Raw genomic sequence first — 24,095 nt, 5'->3', positions numbered from 1 at the left:
CCAATTAAATATAACACAAAACAAAATATGTTCAAAATCGGACACTCGATGTACATCATCGAACACTTTTACTATTTTTGGTTAACAAATTTTTTATTACAATGATAGATGCAACCGTTTTAGTCATTGATGATGATGATGATATCCTTTTAAGTGCAAGATTATTTTTAAAGCAGCATTTTAGTCAGGTAATCACTTGTAAATCACCAAAAGAAATTAATGTATTATTAAGCCGTAATGAGGTAGATATTATTCTGCTTGATATGAACTATCAAAAGGGGGCAAGTGATGGACGAGAAGGAATTTACTGGCTGGAACATATTCTTTCTATAGATAAAGACTATGTAGTAATATTAATGACGGCCTATGGCAATGTTGAACTCGCTGTACAGGCCATTAAAAAAGGTGCCACAGACTTCATATTAAAGCCATGGGAAAATGAAAAGCTGTTTGCCACACTATCTGCCGCTTCAAGGTTAAGGCAGTCTAACAAAAAAGTAAAGAAGCTTGAAAGAATTCATTCTTCTTTGCAAAAGGACATCAACAGGCAATTTGAAAATATTGTAGGAAATTCAGAACCTATAAAGCATTTACAAAACACGCTTGTAAAAGTAGCGCCTACAGATGCCAACGTTTTGATTCTGGGCGAGAATGGTACAGGCAAACAGGTATTTGCCTATGAATTACATAAACTCTCGCACAGGAAGAACCAGATATTTATGCATGTAGACCTTGGTTCTTTGAATGAAAACCTGTTCGAAAGTGAATTATTTGGCTATGCCAAAGGCGCCTTTACTGATGCAAAAGACGACAAGCCAGGACGATTTGAAATGGCTGAGGGTGGAACAATATTTCTGGATGAGATTGGCAACCTATCCTTGCCCTTGCAAGCAAAGCTGCTAAGTGTAATTCAGAACCGTACGGTTAACCGTTTGGGCGAAAGTAAGGAGCGTAAAATCAACGTGCGCCTGATCACGGCAACCAATATGCCACTTAATGAAATGGTCTCAAAAGGTACATTCCGTCAGGATTTACTTTTCAGGATAAATACAGTTGAACTGCTTTTACCAGGATTGGCACAACGTGGAGATGATATTCTGCTTCTGGCAGGCCATTTCTTAAATACTTTTAGTACCAAATACCACAAAAGCATTCTGGATTTCGAAGCCAAGGCCGAAGCGATGTTACTAAGTTACCACTGGCCAGGCAACGTTCGTGAGTTGCAGCATGTAGTTGAGCGAGCTGTAATCATGTCCGACAGCCTTAAAATCGGAGTAAACGACCTGCAGCTTAGTCCACAGAAATTTGGTAGCAACACACCTATCCAATCGGACATGGGATTGGAAGAAATGGAAAAATTAATGGTGCAAAAGGCAATAGATAAACACAAAGGAAACATATCAAGGGCCGCAGCAGATCTTGGGCTAACACGTGCAGCACTTTACAGGCGCATAGAAAAATTCGATTTATAATGTTTTACAACCGTTTTACTTTCCGTTTAATAAGTCGCCTGCTGATCATCAATGCACTGGCCGTTCTGTTGTTTTTTCTCATCAAAAAAACGGAACTATGGTTTACCATAATAGGCTTAAGCATCATATTAATTGGCACAATGTTAAGCCTTTACTATTACATTAACCAGATCAGGGATGATATCAACAGGTTTATTCTGGCAGTAAAAACGCGCGACAATACCTTAAATTTCAAAAACAAAGCAACCAGAGGTAGTTTTCCGGAATTGTATGAATCATTTAACGATATCATACAGGTCCAAAAGGATATACAGCTTGAAAAGGATTCTATGTTTCAGCTTATAAAAACAATTTTGGAGCAGGTTCCTGTAGGTGTGATTGTGATAAAAGATGAAAGAGAAGACACCAAACATGAAGAAATTGTATTCTTTAATCAGGCTGCTGCCCAGTTATTAAATGTACCTGCATATAAATACTGGCATAGGTTAAAACAACATATCCCCCAATTTGCCACCGAGATAGAATCCATTGGCAAAGGTGGTAAACGGTTTATGGAACTTAAAATACAGGATAAGCTAATCCAGTTATCTACAGAAGTAATCCCATTAAACCTTTACAATACTGACTACACCATCATATCCTTCCAAAACATTAAGGACGAGATTGAGCAAAAAGAATCAGAAGCATGGAACAGGCTCATTGGGGTTATCTCACATGAAATACTGAATTCCATTACCCCTATCAGTTCACTTTCTAATACGGTTGACGGTATGATTGCCGATAAGCAGAGCTTAAATTTTGAAGAACTGGAAGACTTAAAGCCTGCAATAAAAACCATAAGGAGAAGATCGGAAGRKYKKCNTGKANNKKGWAARAGWKTASMKYTYRRTRGYYGMSSTRYCMWYAMMARAAWWAMAWAACCWTACCAWTNSMRWAWTCNTRYWKYATAKTWRMGNSTTNANNNAGCCTKTWRYSAKWGKSMRGRWYAWYMYWCNNTTWAANNGTAGAACAAACATCGTCAAAAATCAGTATAAACATAGACTTAAAACTGGTAGAGCAAGCATTAATCAACCTGGTTACCAACAGTATTTATGCACTTGAGGGTACAATAGATCATCCGGTTATTGAAATTAGCTACAGGCTTGATCAGAATAAGCTATATTTTGAGGTTAGTGATAATGGTAAAGGCATTGAACCAGAGCTATTGGAAAAGATCTTTGTACCCTTCTTTACCACCAGGAAAAATGGTTCGGGTATTGGCTTAACCATTACCCGAAACATTATGAAAATGCACCAGGGAAGCTTGGAAGTAACGTCGGTTCCTTTAGAAAGAACTACTTTTTCTCTGGTGTTTAAATATCAGTAATTAAATTACGGTCCCGTCTGGTACTATAGCGCCTTTTTTCACTACTACGATACCATCCTTAACAGTATAAAGTGCATGATCGCCATCAGGTAAATGTGCCCCCCCAATAATCGTCACATTGTCACCTATCCTGCTGTTTTTGTCAATAATTGCGTTTACAATTTTACAGTTGTCGCCAATACCTATTAGTGGCTTTGTACCTTTTTCTTTCTCTATTTCTATCAGGGTCTGGTACTTATCACTACCCATTATGTAACAGCTTTCTATGTGGGTACCAACGCCGATTCTTGAACGGATGCCAATTACAGCATGTTTTATACATTTAGCCTGTAAAATACAGCCTTCGGCAATAATGGTCTTATCTAAAGTTGTACCTAATATCTTTGATGGCGGCAACATACGGGCACGTGTAAAAATACTGTGGCTGCTATCAAATAAATTGAATTTAGGAATGTCATCAGTTAAGCCCAGATTAGCTTCAAAAAACGAAGATATATTACCTATATCTGTCCAGTAGCCATCGTATTGATAGCTTAACACGTCATATTCAGTAAGCATTCTTGGGATGATCTCTTTTCCGAAATCTTTCTCGTCTTCATTTTCTGCAAAAATCTTAATTAAAAGATCCTTATTGAAAATATAAATACCCATGGAAGCCAGATAATCACGACCCTCCGCATGCATCTCCGGACCCGTATCTGAAACCCAGTCTCCCAGATTAGTTTTAGGTTTTTCAATAAATGAAGTGATGATATTTTGTTCATTTGCCTTAAGAATCCCAAAATCAGGAGCGTCTTTAGCATTTACAGGTATGGTTGCAAGGGTAACTTGTACCCCACTATCGATATGTGCCTGCACCATCTCTTTAAAGTCCATCTGATATAACTGATCTCCCGATAAGATAAGTACATATTCAAAGTCGTGGTTCAACAAGTGATGCATGGTTTGTCTTACCGCATCAGCAGTTCCCTGAAACCAAGTTGGATTCTCGGGCGTTTGCTCAGCTGCCARRWTAYCNMYWRMRRCCAKACTAAAGTGGCTAAAGTGATAAGTGTTTTTAATGTGTTTATTTAAAGATGCAGAGTTGAACTGCGTTAAAACAAACATGCGGTGAATACCGGAATTTAAGCAATTGGAGATTGGAATATCAACCAATCTGTATTTCCCTGCAATAGGCACAGCAGGTTTAGAGCGAGTTTGTGTAAGAGGGGCTAACCTAGAGCCCTGGCCGCCGCCAAGAATTACACCCAATACTTTGTCAGTCATGTTCATTCATATTTAAATTTGGTAAAGATCAATATACTGTTGTGCCGCATTATCCCAGGAATGATCGAGCTGCATCATAAACTTACGAATTTCTTTCACTTTTTTCTTATCCAAATATAATTCATACGCACGCCCCATAGCATGGTTCACATCCCATACACTGGTTTGGTCGTGGCATATCCCAAAACCGGCATCACCAATATCGATTACCGTGTCTTTAAGCCCTCCAATGCGCCTTACAATAGGTATTGTACCATATCTTAAAGCATACATCTGATTTAAGCCACAAGGCTCCACCCTACTTGGCATAAGCAAAAAGTCTGCTCCCGCATATATTTGATGAGAAAGTTGTTCATTATACCCTATATAAGCATTGTAATTTCCGGGAAAAACATCTTTTAAATGATTTAGTCTTCCCTCAACCTGTGGATCACCGGAGCCTAATACCAGTACATTTATATCACCATTTGCCTGATGCAAAGCGTTGTAAAATATATCTGGCAACAGATCTGCTCCTTTTTCTCCAACCAATCTACCAATAAAGGTATACAAAGGTTTTTCCGGATCCAGGTTAAAAACACTGCAAAGTGCTGCTTTGTTTGCCTTTTTACCAGCTTCAACTGTTTTAACTGAAAATTGCTTTTCGAGCATGGCATCTGCCGAAGGATTCCAAACATCATTGTCAATCCCATTTAAAATCCCTACAGATTTCCCACGCTCCTGCGCCAGCAAATCCTCCAATCCGTTTGCCCTAAAGCTTATTTCGTCAAGGTAACTTGGAGATACGGTAGTTACCCTCCAGGAGCATTTAATTGCTGATGCCAGTGGGTTAATAGCGCCTCTCCAATCAAGCTGACCTGATTTCCATAAGTCGAAGGACGGAATGTAATGAAGTTTGTCCCAGCCAAACTGCCCTTGATATTGGGCATTATGAATGGTTAATACAGTAGGTACGTTACTAATATTTCTAAACTGTTGGCAGTATGCCATCATAAAAGGAACCAGTCCGGTATGATGATCATGGCAATGAATAACATCGGGACGGTGCTCCCATTGGCAGATCCAATCTAAAACGGATATCTGGTAAGCTAAAAAGCGCTCTGTATCATCGTCATAACCGTAAACCTTTTCCCGGTCCATAAGGCCGGAAATGTGTACCAGATAAAGATCAAAACCAAGCTTGTTGGTTTTCTCTCTGAAGATTCTTACAGGAAAGTTATGGAAGCCCAATTTACTCCAGCCATCATACACCACCTCAAACTCATTCTCCTGCATAAATTTGGTCTGATAGGCAGGCATAACAACCTTAGCTACATGTCCAAGTTTATTTTGATACTTAGGCAAAGCGCCAACAACGTCCCCCAAACCACCTACTTTCGCAATAGGATAGCATTCGGCACTAAGGTGTATAATTTCCATAATCTGAGGTTTTAAAAATCACTCTCAAATTAGCGATTACAATAGGGAAAGCAAATAATTAAAGGAAAAAAATTTAATAAAAATGAAGTTGGTTAGTTTTTAAAAAAAATAGCATACTATTCATAGTCTGGAATCAGTTATGCTGAAGAAGCGTAAATAATTCCCAGGTCTCTTCAGCGCATATCCATTTTTTTCCAAGCGCAAAAACCAAGCAGCATTATTTTTATTGAATTTATAGAGGGGGAACGTAAAGGTATAGAGCAGAGAAGGGAGAGAGTAAGAGGCCTGATAAAGGAATGGAGGAAAAGCGAGGGAACATTTGCCAGGGTAAGTGTCTGGCAAAAAAATCAATTGTACTGCGAGGAGACCTAGGAACTTTTACCCTTTTTCAGGGCAAAAGGTTCCAGACTCTCAGTAGTATATTATTTTTTTTAAAAGCAATTAAGAAAACTAATCTGCAATTGCTCTGAACATCAACGCAGCAACGGTTAAATTAGTTCTGCTGTCAATTAAAATGGCGGCGCCATTGGCTTTGTTATCCGTGTAAAAGTCAAAAGCAAGCGCATCAGCAGTTTTGATTACAATACGGCCTATGTCGTTTAATTTAAAGTCGTAAGCTTCCTGTTTTTCAAGAGTATTGATATCAACTTTGTGTATGATCTCACGAACTTTACACTTGGTAACTTTGCTATTGTGTTGTAATAAATAAGTAATACTCTCATCAAGAGGACGTTTATCCATCCAGCATACATCAGCTTCGATCAGCTGAGAGTTTTGAGGTAAATGATCAGAATTTACCAATACATCACCGCGACTAATATCAATATTATCCTTTAGGTGAAGCGTTACCGACTGACCTGCATGAACTTCTGAAGGAGTTTGATCAAATATCTCTATACGTTCAATAACTGAACTTGTACCTGAAGGCAATACCGTTACTTTATCATTTACGTTAAATGAACCACTAAGCACGCGACCAGCGTAGCCCCTGTAATCATGAAGCTCATCGGTCTGTGGTCTAACCACCCATTGCACAGGCATGCGGGCAAGGTTATAATCCGGTCCGGTCTCTACATCAACATTCTCCAGGAAATGAAGTAAGCTCTGGCCTTTATACCAAGGCATGTGTTCCGATTCATTCACTACATTATCGCCTTTTAAAGCACTAATAGGAATAAAAGTAACATCCTTTAGGCTCAAATCAGCAGCAAGTGTTTTATACCTGTCAGTAATCGTGTTAAATACCTCTTCACTAAAATCAACCATATCCATTTTGTTCAGGCATACCACAACATGCTCAATACCCAATAAAGAAACCAGGTAAGAGTGCCTGATGGTTTGCTCAATCACACCATTACGTGCATCAATTAAAATGATGGCAAGCTTGGCGGTAGATGCACCGGTAATCATGTTACGGGTATACTGAATATGTCCTGGGGTATCAGCTATGATAAACTTACGTTTCTCCGTCTGAAAATATTTATAAGCCACGTCAATGGTAATTCCTTGCTCTCTTTCAGCTCTTAGGCCGTCAGTTAAAATAGCAAGGTCGATTGATCCATCATCGTTTTTACGGTTAGACTGCTGTAAAGCCTCTAACTGATCAGCTAAAATGGAATCTGTATCATACAACAACCTTCCAATAAGTGTGCTTTTACCATCATCAACACTACCGGCTGTAAAAAATTTAAGTAAATTCATTAAAAGTATCCTCCTTTTTTGCGGTCTTCCATTGCAGCTTCCGATACCTTATCGTCCATGCGGGCTCCGCGTTCACTAATCTTTGATGCGCTGATTTCAGCAATGATATCTTCCAGTTGATCTGCGTCAGACTCAACCGCAGCAGTACAGCTCATATCACCAACCGTACGGAAACGTACTTTTTTGTGCTCAACAATGTCCTCTTCATCCATATTTAGGAACGGAGAAGCAGCCATTAGCTGACCATTACGTGTAATTACATCTCTTTCATGAGCAAAATAAATAGAAGGCAGTTCAATGTTCTCACGACGGATGTAATTCCAAACATCTAGCTCAGTCCAGTTACTGATAGGGAAAACACGAACGTTCTCACCTTTGTGGATTTTTCCATTATAGATGTTCCACAGCTCCGGGCGCTGACGCTTCGGATCCCATTGTCCAAACTCATCCCTTACCGAAAAGATTCGTTCTTTAGCGCGTGCTTTTTCCTCATCTCTGCGGGCCCCACCAATACAAGCATCAAAACCATGTGCAGCAATGGTATCCAAAAGTGTAACTGTTTGCAGAGAATTTCTGCTGGCATTTTTACCTTTTTGCTCTACCACTTTACCCTGATCTATAGAATCCTGAACTGAACCAACAATCAGCTTTTCACCAATTCGTTCAATCATTTTATCCCTGTAGGTAATGGTTTCCTCAAAGTTGTGCCCGGTGTCAATATGCACCAAAGGGAAAGGAAATTTACCTGGTCTGAAAGCCTTTTCAGCTAAACGTACCAATGTAATTGAATCCTTACCTCCCGAAAACAACAAGGCAGGTTTTTCAAATTGCCCTGCAACTTCACGTAAAATGTGAATTGCCTCGGCCTCTAATTCGTCTAAATAATCTAAATTATACTTACTCATTTTCTTTGTTGCAATTACGAAGTGGCATGTAAACCACATTCTTTTTTTGATTGATCTTCCCACCACCAGCGGCCAGCTCTAAAATCCTCGCCTTCTCTTACTGCTCTTGTACAAGGAGCACATCCTATACTAGGGAAACCCTTATCATGTAAAGTGTTGTAAACAATATTATTCTTTTTAATGTATTCCTTCACCTCATCAAGCGACCAGAAAAAGATCGGGTGAAACTTGATCAACTGATTTTGCTCATCCCACTCCAGGTTGGTCATATCGTGCCTGTTTACAGATTGCTCAGATCTGATCCCGGTAACCCATAGCTGATTACCGTTTAAAGCACGCCTTAAAGGCTCCAGTTTACGAATCCCACAGCATTCTTTCCTATTCTCTACTGATTCATAGAAACTGCTCGGACCTTTTTTATTCACCATTTCCTGCACAGCTTCTGCCTGCGGGAAATAAGCCAGTATTGGTTTCTTATAAATTTCTAAAGTACGGTTCCACACATAATACGTTTCTGGAAACAACCTTCCGGTTTCCAATGTAAAAACCTCAATAGGAATATCATTTGCAAAGATCATGTGTGTAATCACCTGATCCTCCCAGCCAAAGCTGGTAGAAAAAACAATCTTACCAGGATACTCGCTTGCAAAAAATTTAAGTGCATCAACCGGATCAAGTCCTTTTATTTTTTCTGCTATTTCTTCTAATTTTTCCTTCATGACTAAACTAATTTGAGGATAAAGTTGATGATGCTTCTTAAACTTACCAGAATGACAAGAATACCTACCGAAACCATAATAGTTTTAGCAGAGATCTTGTTAGATACCCTTGCCGCAATTGGCGATGCAAGTGCACTACCGATAACCAAACCTCCTACCGCTTCCCAATGTGCCCCATTTAACATGGTTATAAAGGTTAGCGAGCTCATCAACGCAATAAAAAAGCGCGTTATCTTTACTGTTCCTAATGAGAACCTGGCATTTCTTCCGCCGGCTATTAAGCTCGACAAAACAATAGAACCCCAGCCTCCGCCACCAACAGCATCAATAAAGCCACCAAACAAACCCAATAAAGAAACCTTCTTTATCTTTTTCTTTGGGCCTGTTGTTTTGGCATTTGCTTTATACGCTTTAGAAAGGATTACAAACCCCAGTATTAAAGTATATAAAGAAACCACCGGCTTGGTATAATTGCTATAATGCTCCAATGATGATAATAAGTATGCTCCTGTTACCGCACCCACAATTCCGGGAAGAAGCAATAACCTAAACAATTTCCAGTTTACATTACCAAAGCGATAGTGCATCCAGCCAGCTATACCGTTACTCAAAATCTCCGAAAGATGGACCCCCATACTGGCCGAAGCCGGCGGAACGCCCATTGCCAAAGAGAATGAGGTGGTAGTAACACCATACGACATTCCAATCGCACCATCAATCATTGCAAAAACAAAACCTCCCAGCAAGAACCAGTAGAACATCGGGTTTAGATTTTCAATATAAGCCTGAAATTCCGGTTCTTTATGCCAAAATGCAGTCACAACAATTACAAAAGAAAATACGATTGCCAGCCATATCAGCCATTTCATCTTACCCCTTTTGCTTTTCTCTTCCTTATCTTTAACTAACGACGATTCTTCATCTTTGGTTAAAGACAATTTTTCAGTAACCAATAATGATGTTACTTCATTCAGTTTTTTAACCTTCGAAGCAAAATCACCATTAAGCGTATTTCTAAGTGCCTCCATTTGCTGCAAAGTATCATTCAACTCCTCAGGCAAACTATCATTTAACACTTCTTTCAACCTTTTTGCAATGGTTGGCGATTTACCGTTGGTTGATATTGCTATCTTAAGGTCGCCCTTTTTAACAATAGAACCCAGGTAAAAGTTACACAGGTCAGGTTTATCAGCAAAGTTAACCAGCAAATTACGCTGGTCGGCCTGTATCCTGATCTCCTGATTCAGCAATTCATTATTTGTAGCTGCCACAACCAGATCTGCACCATCAAGATCGGTGGCAACAAACTCTTTTTGAAATACTGTTACACCCTCATGCTTATCAGCAAGTTCCTGCAGTTCAGGTAAAATCTCCAACCCTATAACGGTAATCCTGGCATCAGGACTATTACCTAATATTGCTGTTAACTTTTCCAAACCAACCGGGCCGGCGCCAACAAGTATGGTATGTATGGTATTCAATTTTATGAAGACAGGAAATAACTGATTGCCTTCCATAAAAACTACAACTCTTCTTTTAAAGCCTGATAAAAATTCTTGATTGGCTGAAAAGAAGGATGTAAAGAAACCACCTGACCAAATATCAATAAAGCCGGTGCCTCAATACCTTTTTCTTCTACCAGTTCCACAATCGTATCTACAGTACCCACGGCTAATTTCTCATTCTCTGTTGATCCGCTTTGAATAGCAGCAACAGGCAATAAGTTCTTACCCTCGTTCTGAAACAGCTTTACAATCTCTTTAAGCTTACCCAATCCCATCAAAACCACTACGGTAGCTTTTGATCGTGCAGCCTCATAAAGGTCATTAGATATTTTTCCGGAAGAAGTAGTACCAGTTACCACCCAGAAGCTTTCGCTAAGTCCGCGGTGTGTAACCGGGATTTGCTGCAAACCAGGTACAGATATGGAGCTGGATAAACCAGGCACAACCGTTACCGGCACACTATAACCCACAGCAAAGTCCAATTCTTCGTATCCCCTGCCAAACACAAACGGGTCGCCACCTTTTAAACGAACCACATGGCCGTAATTAAGCGCATAATCGATCATCAGTTTGTTTATTGCATCCTGACCATATGAATGTTCACCAGATCTTTTACCAACATATACCTTAATGGCATCAGGGTTGGCATAATCTAAAACTCCTTCATTAACCAATGCATCATACAAAACCACATCAGCAGTTTTAAGTGCATTGGCACCTTTCATTGTGATCAGTTCCGGATCGCCGGGACCAGCGCCAACAAGCGTGATTCTGGGCTCTCTGTTATATATATTTTTGTGAGTGATCATTACGTTACTCCCCTCTTGTTCCTTTAATTGAGTTATAAAAACGCTCAACATCAGCTAAGTAAGCAGTTGCGAACGCTTCTGTAGGCTCGTTTTTATTAATTTGAAGTACCAGGTCGTTAAATGAGCCTTCAAGTACAACTTCTCCGGTTTCAACATAGTTTTTATCGAACTCTCTGATCACGCCAATCTGAGTGCTGCTGTTCACACCTTTATCAAGCAATAAAGCTTTGGCTGAACCCACAAATACCGCATAAGTGTGATAAATGGCATCAGACCATGCCCCGGCTTCGTACGATGCTTTGGCCCAACCTAGTTTCTCCTCGGATTCTAGTAACAAAGTAGCCACAAGATCTATTACTACACCGGCACATTCACCAACACCAATAGCAGTTTCAAAAATTTCTTCATGGCCCCAATCTACATACTCTTCATCCTTAAGATTGGTAAGATCAGCAAGTGGTTTCAACAACTGGTAAAAATAATCTTTACCGTTTCTGTCATAATACTTATTAAAGCCTTCTTCTTTTTCAGCTTTAGCGCCAAAGTCATTTAACAAGGTTCTTAAGACATCGGTAGCACGTTTAGATGGCGCTTTAATTACACGCTCAGCTACCCGGCCTTCGCCGTTACCAACTGTACCGCCGCCAAGCATTACCTGTACTGCAGGTACAACTTTGCCATTAGCCTTTACCGAGCTGCCATGAAAACCAATGTGGGCCAAACCATGTTGTCCGCAAGAGTTCATACATCCACTGATCTTTATTTTAAGGTCTTTGTCGTAAATCAATTCCGGATATTCTTCATAGATCACATCTTCCAGCGCAACAGAAAGCGACATACTATTCGATATGCCAAGGTTACAAGTATCTGTACCAGGGCAAGTAGTTACGTCACCTACACTATCAAATCCAGGTTTGGCAAAACCTAAAGCTTTAAGTTCAGCATACAAAGAAGGTAAAGCTCCTTCTCTGACATATTTCAATAATAAACCCTGATTCTGGGTAACACGGATCTCATCAGCGGCAAAAGGACTAATTGCATCAACCAGCTTACGGGCAAGATCTGTTGGGATATCACCTTTAGTTACTTTGATGTACGCACCATAAAAACCTTCTTGCTTTTGAGCAAAAACGTTAGTAGCGCGCCAGTGTCTGTAATCCAATGAATTTACCACATCATCCAAAGCAGGATAATCCAATAATTCAGGCACCTGAGGATCAAGTACAGCATCACGGTCTATTTTAAAAGACTTTGATTTATTGGCAACACGCTCTTCTTCAATAAGCCTTACCACTTCTTCTAGGCCAAGTTTCTGAACCAGGTATTTTAAACGCGCTTTATTTCTGTTGGTTCTTTCCCCGTAACGATCAAACACCCTGAGCATTGCTTCAGCATAAGGAATGATCTGGTCTTCGTGCAGAAAATCGTGAACAGGTTCAGCTAAAAATGGCTGAGCTCCTAACCCACCACCTAAAACAACTTTAAAACCACGCTCGCCCTGTCCGTTAATTTTCGGAATAAAACCAAGGTCATGGATGTAACTAAATGCCGTATCGGTTTCATCAGATGAGAAAGAGAATTTAATCTTTCTGCCCATCTCCTGGCAAATAGGGTTACGTAAAAAATATTTAAAGAATGCATGCGCATAAGGCGATACATCAAATGGTTCTTTTGGATTTATACCTGCATCCGGAGAAGAAGTCACGTTACGAACAGTGTTTCCGCAGGCTTCGCGAATGGTAACATCATCACGTTGAAGTTCTTCCCAAAGCTGGGGAGTCCTATCTAAGCTTACATAGTGAATTTGAATATCCTGGCGGGTTGTCAGGTGTAAGTTCCCGCTTGCATATTCATCAGATACATCTGCAATACGTAAAAGCTGATTGAAAGTTACTTTACCAAATGGCAGTTTAATACGTACCATTTGAACGCCAGGCTGTCTTTGGCCATAAACACCACGTGCCAAACGCAAGCTTCTAAATTTCTCATCATGGATTTTACCCTCGCGGAATTCCCGGATCTTCTTTTCAAGATCGATTATATCTTTTTCGACAATAGGATTTTCTAACTCTGTTCTAAAGCTCTGCATCTTTTGTTAGGTCTAATTTAAAAAAAGCTTCTTTGTCGGGGAGACTGAAGAAGCTTTTAAAAGTTTTGTTCCAAACAGTCTGTAGCACTACCCTTTCATGCATTGCATGATCATGTAATTAAAGCTACAATTCACTGTTTTCATAAAGCAAATATATAAAGTATATAGGTTTGGTAGTACATAGAATTGTAAAAAAAGAATTAATACACTAATTATCAATCAGTTATTTTGCAATTTAAAACCATTCAAGATTAGCTAAGTAAGTGCATCATAAAAGGTTACGCCGCTACAAATAAACATACCCAGCTTTACTTCGTGTTAAGCAACGAACAAATGTTAACATAATGATAATATGAAATTTACACTATCTTTATGTTGTTTTGTAATTCTTAAAAGAATATGTCATGAAAGATAAAAAAAAGGGATCTGCTATCAAATCTGCAATCAAGGAACTTCGTAAATCACTAAACACTCAAATAGCCACAGGAATTGAAGCAGTAGTTACAGGATTGGACTACAACCCTAAAGATGCCAAAAAAGAAATCAATAAAGCAGCAGCTAAATTAGCCAAAAAACTGTCTAAAAAACTTAAAGTAAGCAGCTCTGATCTAATTGAAGCAAGCACTGTAGCTAAAAATGCAGAGGCCCCAGTTAAAGAGACCACTACCACTGCTAAAGTTAAAAAAGTTGCTACCAAAGAACCTGCTAAAAAATAACGCTGTATTTAAGCGTTATTTAAAAGAGGAAACAGACTCAACTCTCTCTCCTACCGGGTGATTGGCAGTAAACTTAAAGCCAAGAAGATGAGCTAACGTTTGCGCAAACTGTTCCTAGTAAATTTGCCCTTCAGCATTCATTTCTCCTTTAGGAAGAGTATCTGGCCCTATAACAGCAAACCAGGTTTCATTTGAATGAGCAGTTTCTGATCCATGACTAACCCAGCCTTTATCTATGCCGCGACCATGATCCGGACAGATCATAATAGTGGTATTATCCTTATAGAAAGGATCGGCCTGAAGACTTGCCCAAAGACTTGCAATCATTTTATCCAGATAATGACCAGCATCAAGGAAAGAATCATATTGTCCGGAGTGTCCAAACTCATCAGTATCTATAAAATCTATATAAACCAGTCGTGGGTGATTCGCTGCTATATAGGTTTTAGCCAGCGCATAAGTTGTTAAATCGAAGCGTTCTGAGGAACCAAATGTATTAGGTAAAAGGTATTGCAATTCATTAGCCAGCTTTTGAGCTTCAGTTAAGCTTGCACCTTTTACATCCTCGTAAGGATTATACAAAGGCATTTTATTCCTATTACGGTTCACTATGTTTCCTACCGCAGCCCAACCTGCAAAAGTTACCACCTTATTTTGATAGCCTTCTTGTTTATCCACAAACTCAAGCACGTTTTCATTTGGATTATCCGGGTAGCTGTTCGAATTAATTGCCGGATCATAGTAACCACAAAGTGTTTCACTCCTGCCAGGGTAAGAGAACCAATATTTGTTTTTAACATTCACATAATTCTTTAGGTCGCGGTTGCCGTATAGTTGTCCTTGCTTAGCAATGGTATTCCAAAAAAAGGGCATCAACTTTTGCCGCCGCTCATTTGCGGTAGCTGCCCAATACTTTTTAACAAGTTCTGCTGAATCCTGCTTGCGATATTTTTTTTGAAACAACAACGAAGAGTCTGCACCCTTGAAAATTTCCTGCCAACGATACCCATCAATAGAAATAAGGATCACATTTTTTGTCTTACCTTTTTGAGCAAAGGAAGAGGCAATTCCAGTGATAAAAACCAATGCAAATACAAATAATTTTGCTTTCATAATTTTTAGTATATATAAACTTTAAGATTTAATAACAATAATTTAACAATTAGATATTCTTAAATTAAAATCACACAAAACACACTATATTAATTAGATACAGATGCAAAACAAACATACTTATATTTTAAAATGTTTACAAATATTAAAAATATGCTTCATTTATTGCAATTTTTATTTTACAATTGTATTCTAAGAAAAACCGTCCCGAACTTCAACTTACAGACATGAAAAGACGCAACTTTTTAATCAGCACATTGATTGGCACTGGCAGCCTTTCCGGAATACAAAATCTGTACGCAAAAACAGAAGCCTCCGCAACTTTATCCAGCAAAAAAACTTTGGTGCGTATCGGTATTTGCACAGACCTTCATCAGGACCTGATAAAGGATGGCGAAAAAAGATTACATTCTTTCATCACAGAAATGAACCAGAGCAAGCCTGATTTCATTATTCAAATGGGAGACTTTTGCGTACCCAAGGAAAAGAACAAAAATCTCATGGAAATCTGGAACCAGTTTACCGGGCCAAAATACCACGTAATCGGAAATCATGATACTGATGGCGGTTTTACGCATGACCAGGTTGTTGATTTTTGGAGCGCCAAAGGAAAATACTACTCCTTTGATCACAACGGCTACCATTTTGTAGTACTAAACGGCAATGAAAGACCTGATGGGGACACTTCTAAAGGATACCCAAGATCTATGAATCCAGCGCAGACAAAATGGATGAAACAAGATTTGGAAGGAACCAATTTACCAACCATTGTGTTTTGCCATCAAGGTATAGATAATGATCAGGATGGCCTAAAAGAAGGAGCCTTGACCCGTTTGATATTTGAAAGAATAAACAAAAAAGCAGGATTTAACAAAATTCAGTTTGTTTTTAGCGGCCACCATCATGAAGATGACCACAATGTCTACAATGGCATTAACTATGTGCAGATCAACAGCATATCATACCAATTCACCCACCCCGTTACAGGCTACGATTTTGCACATACAAAAGAACCACTGTGGGCATTCTTAACAATTTACACTAATGTCACTGCGGAGATCAAAGGTCGAAAATCGGAATACCTGGGGCAACAAGCCGCACAAAACGACCCCGACTACAACGGATACCCCAATGTACCCTATATTTCAGACAGGGTAATTAAGGTTTAATTTGCTAAACCATTCTTAAAAGCTCCAACAATACATAGTAATGTCATATTGAGTAACATACCAAACACTTTGGCATCCAAGCTGTAATTTTAATTCGTTTATAAAATTACATGAAGAGAAGAATCAGTGTTTTACCACTAGCTATAATAGCAATACTACTTTTTGTTCTGAATTGGTACGTGCTTTCGGGCATCAGAACAATAAGCTCAAACTCGTTTACCACTCCACTTTTCTGGGGTTTTATCGCCCTCACCACTGCAGCCCTTATTTACTCCATTATAAGAATGCGCGACAATGGAATGGATTTGCTCTTTAAAATAACCACCCACGTTTTTCTGATCCTGTTTGTCACAGAGGTGATATTTTCCGCATTCTTGCTGTTGGGAGATATATACAGATTAATAACTCAAGGCCCTAGAAATGTATATTGGGTAGAATTTGCCCTGCTGATTGTCCTTCTTGTCATCCTGATATTCATTTACGGCATAGTTAAAGGGAAATACGCCTACAGGGTAATTAAACACACCTTATTTTTCGAAGATCTGCCTTCAAATTTTGATGGCTTTACCATCACACAAATCTCTGATATACATGCCGGAAGCTTTAAAAATCCAACAGCAGTACAAAAAGGCATCGACCTGGTCAAAGCACAAAATTCTGACCTGTTTGTATTTACAGGTGATCTTGTAAATAACAAAGCTGAAGAAATTAAACCCTGGATTGATCATTTCAAACAAGTAAAGGCACCATACGGACAATTTTCTGTTTTAGGAAATCATGATTACGGTGATTATGTACCCTGGAAAAACGATGCTGAAAAGAATGCAAACCTGCAACAACTAAAAGAATACCATAAAGAGCTAGGCTACAAATTACTGCTCGACGAGGATGTAACCTTACATAAAGACGGACAAAAAATAGTGTTGGCCGGAGTAGAAAACTGGGGAATCGGTTTTGGCGAAAGAGGGGACTTAAACAAAGCTTTAGCAGGCACCGAGCTCAATGACTTTAAAATATTACTTTCACATGATCCATCACACTGGGATGCAGAAGTAGTAAAACACCCTTCAAAAGTACACCTTACACTCTCGGGACACACACATGGCATGCAATTTGGAATAGAAGCATTTGGCATCAAATGGAGCCCTGTAAAGTATCGCTACGCACATTGGGCTGGTATAACAAGCAGAAATGGTCGGTTTTTAAACATCAACAGGGGCTTTGGCTTCCTGGGATTTTCTGGCAGGATTGGCATATGGCCAGAGATAACTGTAATAGAATTGAAAAAATCGTCCGAAATAAGTTAAAATACCTACTTTTGTACCTCGTTATAAAAAGCATATTTGCAACCCCTGAATGGAAGAAACACAAGATCTGAAAAGGATATTTCAAGACAGAAAAAGAACTAACATCTTAAGAAATGCCGAGCAAAACACCATTTCTTACCTCGTAAAACGGGTTCCTTCATTCATCACCTCAGACATGCTAACCTTTGCCGGTACTTTTGGATCATTACTGGTTCTTGCCGGTTTTATTTTAGCGACATACGACAACCGCAGCTTTCTATTACTTGGTATATTAGGCTTAGCGATCAACTGGTTCGGCGACTCGCTTGACGGAAGGATAGCCTATTACAGAAACATTCCAAGAAAATGGTACGGTTTTTCTTTAGACATCATAATGGACTGGGTAAGCACGGTACTTATTGGACTGGGCTATATGGTATATGCCAGAAACGAATACGAACTTATCGCATTCGTTTTTGTGGTTTTATACGGCTGGGCAATGATCATTTCGCAGTTACGTTATAAGATCACAGACATCTACAGCATTGATTCGGGCGTTGTAGGACCTACCGAAATCAGAATTATACTAGCCCTAATCCTTATTGCAGAGGTTCTTTTCGGGCACTTAATAGAATATTTTGCGGCAGCAATCTGTATCACGCTCTTTATCATTAACTTTTTAGATACTAGAAAACTGCTAAAACTTGGCGATATTCGTGACAACGCAGAGCGAGAAGCTCGTTTAGCTAAAAAAGATAGTGTTTAATGAGTAAAAAGAATGCCGTATTTGTTTTTGCCAAAGCCCAGCTTTCTGCCTTTACCGGCGGGATAGTTGACTATCTGGTAATGATATTATGTACAGAACTATTAGGCATTCATTACACCATTTCTATTGCTATCGGCGGAATAGTTGGGGCGGTGGTTAATTTCTCTGTAAACCGCTACTGGACTTTTACCACCGCAAATGCGAACAAAGCCCCGGTTGGACAACAACTGGCTAAATTTATATTTGTTGTTGGCGGCAGTATTTTATTAAAATCATCAGGCACCTATCTATTTACCACCTGGCTAAAGATAGACTACAAAATTACCCGAATCATGGTTGACATCATTGTATCTCTAGGCTTCAACTACGTTTTACAGAAATACTGGGTATTCAGACGAAAGTCTCTTTAGGGCACCAAAATCAATCTTATCTCTTCATTAAGAATTTGTAATATTTTAAATGTTTAGTTTTACTAAACAAATATTTACATATATTTAACGCCGTCATCTGGGACGTATGTGAGATGACGACAACCTTAAGACGACAGATTGTTTCAGTAAAATTTTAAASSWYWRRYANWYWARCAWMKGRWANNRSATWARYTNYYRMMTTCRGYYTRTTNSYATYTWWYKKTRSWGNTSANMWGMGNNCAGRWAAAAANAGRTNRRAACASRYTGTTTTAATTGGATGCGACGGATTTGGAGCTTATGCAGTACCCGATGCTAAAATGCCAAACCTGAAAAAGTTAATGGAAACAGGATCATGGTCGCTAAAAGCCAGATCCGTACTGCCTTCTTCAAGTGCGGTTAACTGGGCATCTATGCTTATGGGTGCCGGACCAACTGAACACGGCTTCACAGAATGGGGCAGTAAAACTCCAGAAATTCCTTCGGCTACTACTACAAAATACGGTCTGTTCCCATCTATTTTTAGTGTGATCAGAGATCAGAAACCCAACGCTAAAACTGCAGTAATCTATAGCTGGCCGGGCATCGGACCACTAGTAGAAAAAGATGCCATCAGCATTGTTGTGCCAGGCAATGATAATGATGATTTTTGTGCAGATACTGCCGCCGCTATTATCAAAAGAGACAAACCTTATTTCACTTTTGTACATCTGGATGAGCCAGACGGCACAGGCCACGGCATTGGACACAGAACCCCTGCCTATTACGAGCAGCTTCAAAAAGTTGACATAAGAATAGGCAAGATTGTACAGGCAGTAAAAGATGCAGGCATAGAGAACGAAACCATCATTATATTATCTGCTGATCATGGCGGAACGGGCAAAGGACATGGCGGAAAATCTTTAGACGAGGTACAAATTCCATGGGTAATAAATGGCGCAGGAGTTAAAAAGAACCACGAGATTAAAGATGTAATCATTACTTATGATACCGGCGCAACCATTGCCTGGATACTTGGCTTAAAAGCTCCTCAAAGCTGGAGAGGAAAAACTGTGGCAGATAGCTTTTCAGGGATATAATATCTTCACATCCCAGTTCATATAACCGTATTGTAATAAGGTATAAGTACATAATGAACACATAAGTACAGGGTTGGAATACCCTTGCATCACCCTTGGGATACCCTAAGATGCCGTTGAATTACTGTTCAGGTATTTCAACGGTATCCCAAGAGTATCGTATAGTAACTTAATTCTGCTTTTATACCGTATGCATATAGTTACTATAATATATTCAATAGTAACTACACAATAATTGATGGTAAGTTACACCCCTGTGAATTCCAAATTTTATTTACTTTTGGATAAAACGCGAAAACCATGGAAGACGATATTATCCTAAAGATCAGCTACAGAATAAAAGAAATACGAAAAGAAAAAAACATCACCATACAAGAGCTCGCCAATAGAGCCGGAGTAAGCAAGGGTTTGATCTCACAGATTGAAAATAACCGTACCATTCCATCGTTACCTGTTCTAATGAACATTGTACACTCTTTAAATCTTGATCTGACTGGTTTCTTTAAAGACATCTCCCCTGCCAATCACCAGGAAAAGGTTTTTGTAATTCGCGCCAACGACTATAAACCACTCAAAAAAGAAGCAGCCAAGGGATTTAACTATCAGCGCATACTTGCCCGCAACATTCATGGMSGCYCTKYMGATYTTNGYWKTRYWSSWWYTTWAARWWSSWRYAMKWCRWAATNWAMAKGGYMRCCAYSRAYGNYSYKKGMANASWAATACCTGATAAAAGGAAAAATTGAATACCTGATAGAAGACAAGAACTATATCCTGGAAGAAGGAGATTCTATTTTCTTCGATGGGAGGCTAGGCCACAACCTATCTAATATTGGCGACTCTGACGTGCTCATGTTGGTTGTTTATTATTTCATCACAAACGACTAATCAACAAGCCCTTTCTTATAAATAGTTTATAAATACTAAATACAAAATCAGTGTATTTAAGCTATTGTGAACTATTTATCTTGGAATATATCGTTTAAATACAATAAATGACATAAGTAGTAACTTTTATATAATTTTTTGCCTAAAATTATATATTTAAAAGTTTAGCATTTCTTAACATATTGTTTATATAAAGTATTTACATTTGTATAAACACTAAACAATAGTATAGCCAAACTAAACTTTTAAAACATGAAAATTTGTTACTTATTAAAAAAGACAAGCCTGCTCACGATAGTGATGTGGCTTTTAACTTTTGGCGTTACCTACGCTCAAAGTACAATTACAGGTTCTGTAGTTGATGAGAACAACCTGCCACTGGCTGGAGCTTCTGTAAAGATTAAAGGCAATAAAAGTGGAACGACTACAAACACTGAGGGTAAGTTTAGCATTTCTGCGCCCTCAAACACCATTCTTGTAATTAGCTTCATTGGCTATGCACCAAAAGAAGTTAATATTGGTTCGCAAAACTCAGTAAACGTAAAGCTTGATCCTGACCAGAGTGCTTTAGATGAAGTAGTTGTAACCGCTCTCGGAATTAAAAAGGAGAAAAAGCGGGTTGGTTATGCTGTACAAGAGGTGAAGGGGGAATCTTTACAAAAGGCGATTGCACCGAATGTGCTGGAGTCGCTTACAGGAAAGGTAGCCGGCCTAACCATTACCAACAATGGTGGCGACTTTTTCTCTGATCCTGGTATTTATTTAAGAGGCCGCAAACCGCTACTGGTTGTTGACGGGGTTCCGAATGATACCGATATGTGGAATATAAGTTCGGACGACATAGAAAACGTTACTGTACTAAAATCTGCAGCCGCCTCGGCGCTTTATGGTTCCCGCGGAATCAATGGTGCAATTCAGATCACATTAAAATCCGGAAAATCAATAGATAAAGGCACAACAGTTTCTATCAATTCCTCTACAACCTTTCAGGGCGATTTTATCCGTATTCCCAAAGCACAAAGTCAGTATGGTCCAGGAAATGCCGGACAATACTCGTTTGGTACAGGAGCCGCAGGTGGCGGTGGTACAAATGATTTCGATTATTCCATCTGGGGACCAAAGTTTGATGGCAGATTAATTGCTCAATATGATTCGCCAATTGACCCTAAAACAGGTAAAAGAATTCCTACCCCATGGGTTGCCAGATCAACTGATAATCTTGGTAATTTCATGGAAACCGGAATAGTAACCTCAAATAATTTCTCAGTACAAAATCAGGGCGAGCACGGAAACTTTGTAATCTCTAACACCTACAAGTATTCAAAAGCTTCTCAACCAGGGTCTAAATTAAATATTAACATTACCCGTTTACGTGGCGAATTTAAAATATCTAAATTAATTAGTCTTGAGGGCTCATTACAATATGACTACCAAAACTCAAACAATCGCTTACGGGCCGTATACGGGCCAACATCGATCATTTACAACCTTGCTATTTGGGGAGGTGCTCATTTTGATGTAAGAGACTTTAAGAATTACTGGGTACCGGGCAAAGAGGAAGTTCAGCAATACTTCGTGGAGAACTGGAGATACAATAACCCTTACGCCTTAGCTTATGCATGGCAAAAACCTTATGAAAAGAACGACATACTTGGAAACTTAAAACTAAACTTCAACATAAACAGCAAGCTTAATGCGTTCATTAGAACCACATTAAATACATATTCATTAACTGACGAGGAGAAAATAGCCGTAAGTATTTACAACTATGATATTGGTGACCGCGGCGGTCGTTATCGTTATAGCCACGACAAGATAGCGGAATCTAACACTGACTTTTTACTTAGCTACTCGGACAATTTTTTTAACAAAGACTTTAGTGTAGAAGCTACCCTTGGTGCAAATCAACGCTTTCACAATGCAGATTTCTACGATGCTTCTACTACGCAATTGGTAGTACCTGGAATCTATAAATTAAGCAATTCTGTTGATCAGGTTACACCAACCAGCTCAAAGTATAAAAAAGGTGTATACAGCGGCTATGGATCAGTTGATTTAGCCTATAAAAATTGGGTTTTCTTTGGATTTACCGGCCGGGTTGACAATTCATCTACACTACCTAAGAAAAATAGCACTTTCTTTTATCCATCGCTTTCACTCAGCACAGTGCTGACAGATGTTTTCACCTTTCCTAAGGCCATCAGTTTTTTAAAGCTCAGGGCTTCATATGCTAAAGTGGGCGGCGATTATGACATCAGCGGCGGTACTTATCAATTTTATAATGCTACCAATGCTTATACTACCGGAAGCCGGTATCGTAATTTGCCAACAGCAACATATCCAAATATACTGGACAATCCTGATATTTCACCTGAATTCAACAAGACCTATGAATACGGAGCAGAAGCACGCTTCTTTAATAACAGGTTCGGCTTTGAATTCTCTTATTATGAAAATAATTATGGCCCGCAGATCTTTACACAACGCTTTTCTGAAACCTCTGGATATACCGGAATTCAATTAAACGGAAGAACCACCCAAAGAAGAGGAACCGAAGTTTCTATAAACGCTATACCTGTTAGAACAGACAATTTCACCTGGTCAACGCTTGTAAACTTTGACATGGGAAAAAATTATCTGACCTCATTACCGCCCCTACCTGACGGCTCCCCTCAAACTCAGGAAGGAAGAACTAAGGTAGGTGCACGATTAGATGATTACTGGTATAATGAATGGGAAAGATCTCCGGATGGTCAATTAGTTATTCAGCCTAATGGCTTGCCAAGAAGAACAGATGTAGTGCGCTTGGTAGGAAACACACAAGCCAATTTTACATTGAGCATGGGTAATACATTTACCTACAAAGATTTTTCACTTAACTTTTTAGTGGATGGCAGATTTGGCGGGATAACTTACGATAGTTATGAAAGGGATCTATGGAGATCAGGCTCACACCCGGATGCAATACATCCTGAAAGGGAACTTTCGAACATCGCGTATGCAAATGGTGGGGATCCTAAAACCATGCAAATACCAGGTGTAAAAATAGTAAGCGGAGAGATTACTTATGATCCGGAAGGAAAAGTTTTGACAGACACCAGAAAATTTGAGGCCAGCACTTATAAAGTAGATTATCAAAACTGGGCAGGTAGCTATAAAGGTGCCTGGGAAAATAATGTTATCGAAAAAACTTTTGTTAAACTGAGAGAGCTGACATTAACCTATAGCTTACCGGCCAAGTTCTTAAAACAACGCTTTATCAAAAAAGCATCATTATCACTTGTAGGCAGAAACCTGCTGTACTGGACCAAGGATAAGACCTATGGCGACATGGATACCTATACGTTGAGCACAGGAGATACTGCTCTACAGCATCCGGCACAGCGGACATATGGTTTCAATTTAAACTTTAATTTCTAAAAC

The 24,095-nt window shown here is 39.2% G+C and carries 16 protein-coding genes and 4 pseudogenes; 11 read left to right on the top strand and 9 right to left on the bottom strand.

What is annotated here, in order from left to right; genetic code table 11:
* The first annotated feature begins 101 nt into the window (after positions 1 to 101).
* The 3 genes and pseudogenes from N824_RS06760 (at position 102) to N824_RS28900 (ending at position 2,838) form a co-directional block, all read left to right on the top strand.
* Entirely contained in the window at positions 102 to 1,472 is a 1,371-nt protein-coding gene (locus N824_RS06760) for a sigma-54 dependent transcriptional regulator (protein ID WP_048904370.1), read from the top strand.
* Positions 1,472 to 2,479 (top strand): annotated as a pseudogene (locus N824_RS06755) (PAS domain-containing protein). The gene N824_RS06760 and the pseudogene N824_RS06755 overlap by 1 nt, the downstream one beginning before the upstream one ends.
* A pseudogene (locus tag N824_RS28900) lies at positions 2,419 to 2,838 on the top strand (ATP-binding protein). Before N824_RS06755 ends, N824_RS28900 begins: the two co-directional pseudogenes overlap by 61 nt.
* Here N824_RS28900 and N824_RS06750 read toward each other — a convergent pair.
* The 8 genes and pseudogenes from N824_RS06750 to N824_RS06715 all read right to left on the bottom strand — a co-directional run bounded on the left by N824_RS06750 (position 2,839) and on the right by N824_RS06715 (position 13,251).
* Positions 2,839 to 4,104, bottom strand: a pseudogene (locus N824_RS06750) (glucose-1-phosphate adenylyltransferase). It lies immediately after the preceding pseudogene.
* A gap of 12 nt (positions 4,105 to 4,116) precedes the next feature.
* Positions 4,117 to 5,523: a glycogen synthase gene (locus N824_RS06745; protein ID WP_048904368.1), complete on the bottom strand. Its 1,407-nt coding sequence runs from the start codon at positions 5,521 to 5,523 to the stop codon at positions 4,117 to 4,119.
* Positions 5,524 to 5,973: 450 nt separating this feature from the next.
* Positions 5,974 to 7,224: a sulfate adenylyltransferase subunit 1 gene (locus N824_RS06740; protein WP_048904367.1), complete on the bottom strand. Its 1,251-nt coding sequence runs from the start codon at positions 7,222 to 7,224 to the stop codon at positions 5,974 to 5,976.
* Positions 7,224 to 8,129, bottom strand: coding sequence for a sulfate adenylyltransferase subunit CysD (gene cysD, locus N824_RS06735; RefSeq protein WP_048904366.1), 906 nt, complete (start codon positions 8,127 to 8,129; stop codon positions 7,224 to 7,226). The genes N824_RS06740 and cysD overlap by 1 nt, the downstream gene beginning before the upstream one ends.
* Positions 8,130 to 8,143: 14 nt before the next feature.
* Positions 8,144 to 8,848, bottom strand: coding sequence for a phosphoadenylyl-sulfate reductase (locus N824_RS06730; RefSeq protein ID WP_048904365.1), 705 nt, complete (start codon positions 8,846 to 8,848; stop codon positions 8,144 to 8,146).
* A 2-nt stretch (positions 8,849 to 8,850) separates the two neighbouring features.
* Complete coding sequence (locus tag N824_RS06725) at positions 8,851 to 10,365, bottom strand: TSUP family transporter (RefSeq protein ID WP_048904364.1); 1,515 nt, start codon at positions 10,363 to 10,365, stop codon at positions 8,851 to 8,853.
* A 5-nt stretch (positions 10,366 to 10,370) separates the two neighbouring features.
* Positions 10,371 to 11,162, bottom strand: a complete 792-nt coding sequence (gene cobA, locus N824_RS06720; protein WP_048904363.1) for a uroporphyrinogen-III C-methyltransferase — start codon at positions 11,160 to 11,162, stop codon at positions 10,371 to 10,373.
* A 4-nt stretch (positions 11,163 to 11,166) separates the two neighbouring features.
* Positions 11,167 to 13,251, bottom strand: coding sequence for a HEPN domain-containing protein (locus tag N824_RS06715; protein WP_048904362.1), 2,085 nt, complete (start codon positions 13,249 to 13,251; stop codon positions 11,167 to 11,169).
* Positions 13,252 to 13,655: 404 nt separating this feature from the next.
* Here N824_RS06715 and N824_RS06710 point away from each other — a divergent pair, with 404 nt between their 5' ends.
* Entirely contained in the window at positions 13,656 to 13,967 is a 312-nt protein-coding gene (locus N824_RS06710; RefSeq protein WP_048904361.1) for a hypothetical protein, read from the top strand.
* A 114-nt stretch (positions 13,968 to 14,081) separates the two neighbouring features.
* On the opposite strand, the gene N824_RS06705 is transcribed toward N824_RS06710, so the two are convergent.
* Positions 14,082 to 15,080, bottom strand: coding sequence for an alkaline phosphatase family protein (locus tag N824_RS06705; protein ID WP_048904715.1), 999 nt, complete (start codon positions 15,078 to 15,080; stop codon positions 14,082 to 14,084).
* A 227-nt stretch (positions 15,081 to 15,307) separates the two neighbouring features.
* On the opposite strand from N824_RS06705, the gene N824_RS06700 reads away from it, so the two are divergent.
* From N824_RS06700 to N824_RS06670, 7 genes and pseudogenes are all read left to right on the top strand, one after another.
* Positions 15,308 to 16,249 carry a metallophosphoesterase gene (locus tag N824_RS06700; RefSeq protein ID WP_084498239.1) on the top strand — a complete coding sequence of 314 codons (942 nt, stop codon included), beginning with the start codon at positions 15,308 to 15,310 and terminating at the stop codon, positions 16,247 to 16,249.
* A gap of 110 nt (positions 16,250 to 16,359) precedes the next feature.
* The gene (locus N824_RS06695; RefSeq protein ID WP_048904359.1) at positions 16,360 to 17,556 is read left to right on the top strand and encodes a metallophosphoesterase; all 1,197 of its coding nucleotides are present in this window, start codon (positions 16,360 to 16,362) and stop codon (positions 17,554 to 17,556) included.
* A gap of 49 nt (positions 17,557 to 17,605) precedes the next feature.
* Complete coding sequence (locus N824_RS06690) at positions 17,606 to 18,301, top strand: hypothetical protein (protein WP_048904358.1); 696 nt, start codon at positions 17,606 to 17,608, stop codon at positions 18,299 to 18,301.
* Positions 18,301 to 18,711: a GtrA family protein gene (locus tag N824_RS06685; RefSeq protein ID WP_048904357.1), complete on the top strand. Its 411-nt coding sequence runs from the start codon at positions 18,301 to 18,303 to the stop codon at positions 18,709 to 18,711. Before N824_RS06690 ends, N824_RS06685 begins: the two co-directional genes overlap by 1 nt.
* A 272-nt stretch (positions 18,712 to 18,983) precedes the next feature.
* Complete coding sequence (locus N824_RS06680; protein ID WP_084498216.1) at positions 18,984 to 19,787, top strand: alkaline phosphatase; 804 nt, start codon at positions 18,984 to 18,986, stop codon at positions 19,785 to 19,787.
* A 300-nt stretch (positions 19,788 to 20,087) separates the two neighbouring features.
* Positions 20,088 to 20,672: pseudogene (locus N824_RS06675) on the top strand (helix-turn-helix domain-containing protein).
* A gap of 252 nt (positions 20,673 to 20,924) precedes the next feature.
* On the top strand, positions 20,925 to 24,092 hold the full coding sequence (locus N824_RS06670; protein ID WP_084498215.1) for a SusC/RagA family TonB-linked outer membrane protein: 3,168 nt from the start codon (positions 20,925 to 20,927) through the stop codon (positions 24,090 to 24,092).
* Positions 24,093 to 24,095 lie beyond the last annotated feature (3 nt).

The organism is Pedobacter sp. V48, assembly GCF_000523515.1.
Taxonomy (GTDB): Bacteria; Bacteroidota; Bacteroidia; order Sphingobacteriales; family Sphingobacteriaceae; genus Pedobacter.
This window is presented reverse-complemented; position numbering and strand designations above follow the sequence as displayed.

Bases quoted from the DNA above. Each gene is read 5' to 3' on its own strand.
- N824_RS06760 (WP_048904370.1), top strand. From the start codon at position 102: ATGATAGATGCAACCGTTTTAGTCATTGATGATGATGATGATATCCTT.
- N824_RS06745 (WP_048904368.1), bottom strand. From the start codon at position 5,523: ATGGAAATTATACACCTTAGTGCCGAATGCTATCCTATTGCGAAAGTA.
- N824_RS06740 (WP_048904367.1), bottom strand. From the start codon at position 7,224: ATGAATTTACTTAAATTTTTTACAGCCGGTAGTGTTGATGATGGTAAA.
- cysD (WP_048904366.1), bottom strand. From the start codon at position 8,129: ATGAGTAAGTATAATTTAGATTATTTAGACGAATTAGAGGCCGAGGCA.
- N824_RS06730 (WP_048904365.1), bottom strand. From the start codon at position 8,848: ATGAAGGAAAAATTAGAAGAAATAGCAGAAAAAATAAAAGGACTTGAT.
- N824_RS06725 (WP_048904364.1), bottom strand. From the start codon at position 10,365: ATGGAAGGCAATCAGTTATTTCCTGTCTTCATAAAATTGAATACCATA.
- cobA (WP_048904363.1), bottom strand. From the start codon at position 11,162: ATGATCACTCACAAAAATATATATAACAGAGAGCCCAGAATCACGCTT.
- N824_RS06715 (WP_048904362.1), bottom strand. From the start codon at position 13,251: ATGCAGAGCTTTAGAACAGAGTTAGAAAATCCTATTGTCGAAAAAGAT.
- N824_RS06710 (WP_048904361.1), top strand. From the start codon at position 13,656: ATGAAAGATAAAAAAAAGGGATCTGCTATCAAATCTGCAATCAAGGAA.
- N824_RS06705 (WP_048904715.1), bottom strand. From the start codon at position 15,080: ATGAAAGCAAAATTATTTGTATTTGCATTGGTTTTTATCACTGGAATT.
- N824_RS06700 (WP_084498239.1), top strand. From the start codon at position 15,308: ATGAAAAGACGCAACTTTTTAATCAGCACATTGATTGGCACTGGCAGC.
- N824_RS06695 (WP_048904359.1), top strand. From the start codon at position 16,360: ATGAAGAGAAGAATCAGTGTTTTACCACTAGCTATAATAGCAATACTA.
- N824_RS06690 (WP_048904358.1), top strand. From the start codon at position 17,606: ATGGAAGAAACACAAGATCTGAAAAGGATATTTCAAGACAGAAAAAGA.
- N824_RS06685 (WP_048904357.1), top strand. From the start codon at position 18,301: ATGAGTAAAAAGAATGCCGTATTTGTTTTTGCCAAAGCCCAGCTTTCT.
- N824_RS06670 (WP_084498215.1), top strand. From the start codon at position 20,925: ATGAAAATTTGTTACTTATTAAAAAAGACAAGCCTGCTCACGATAGTG.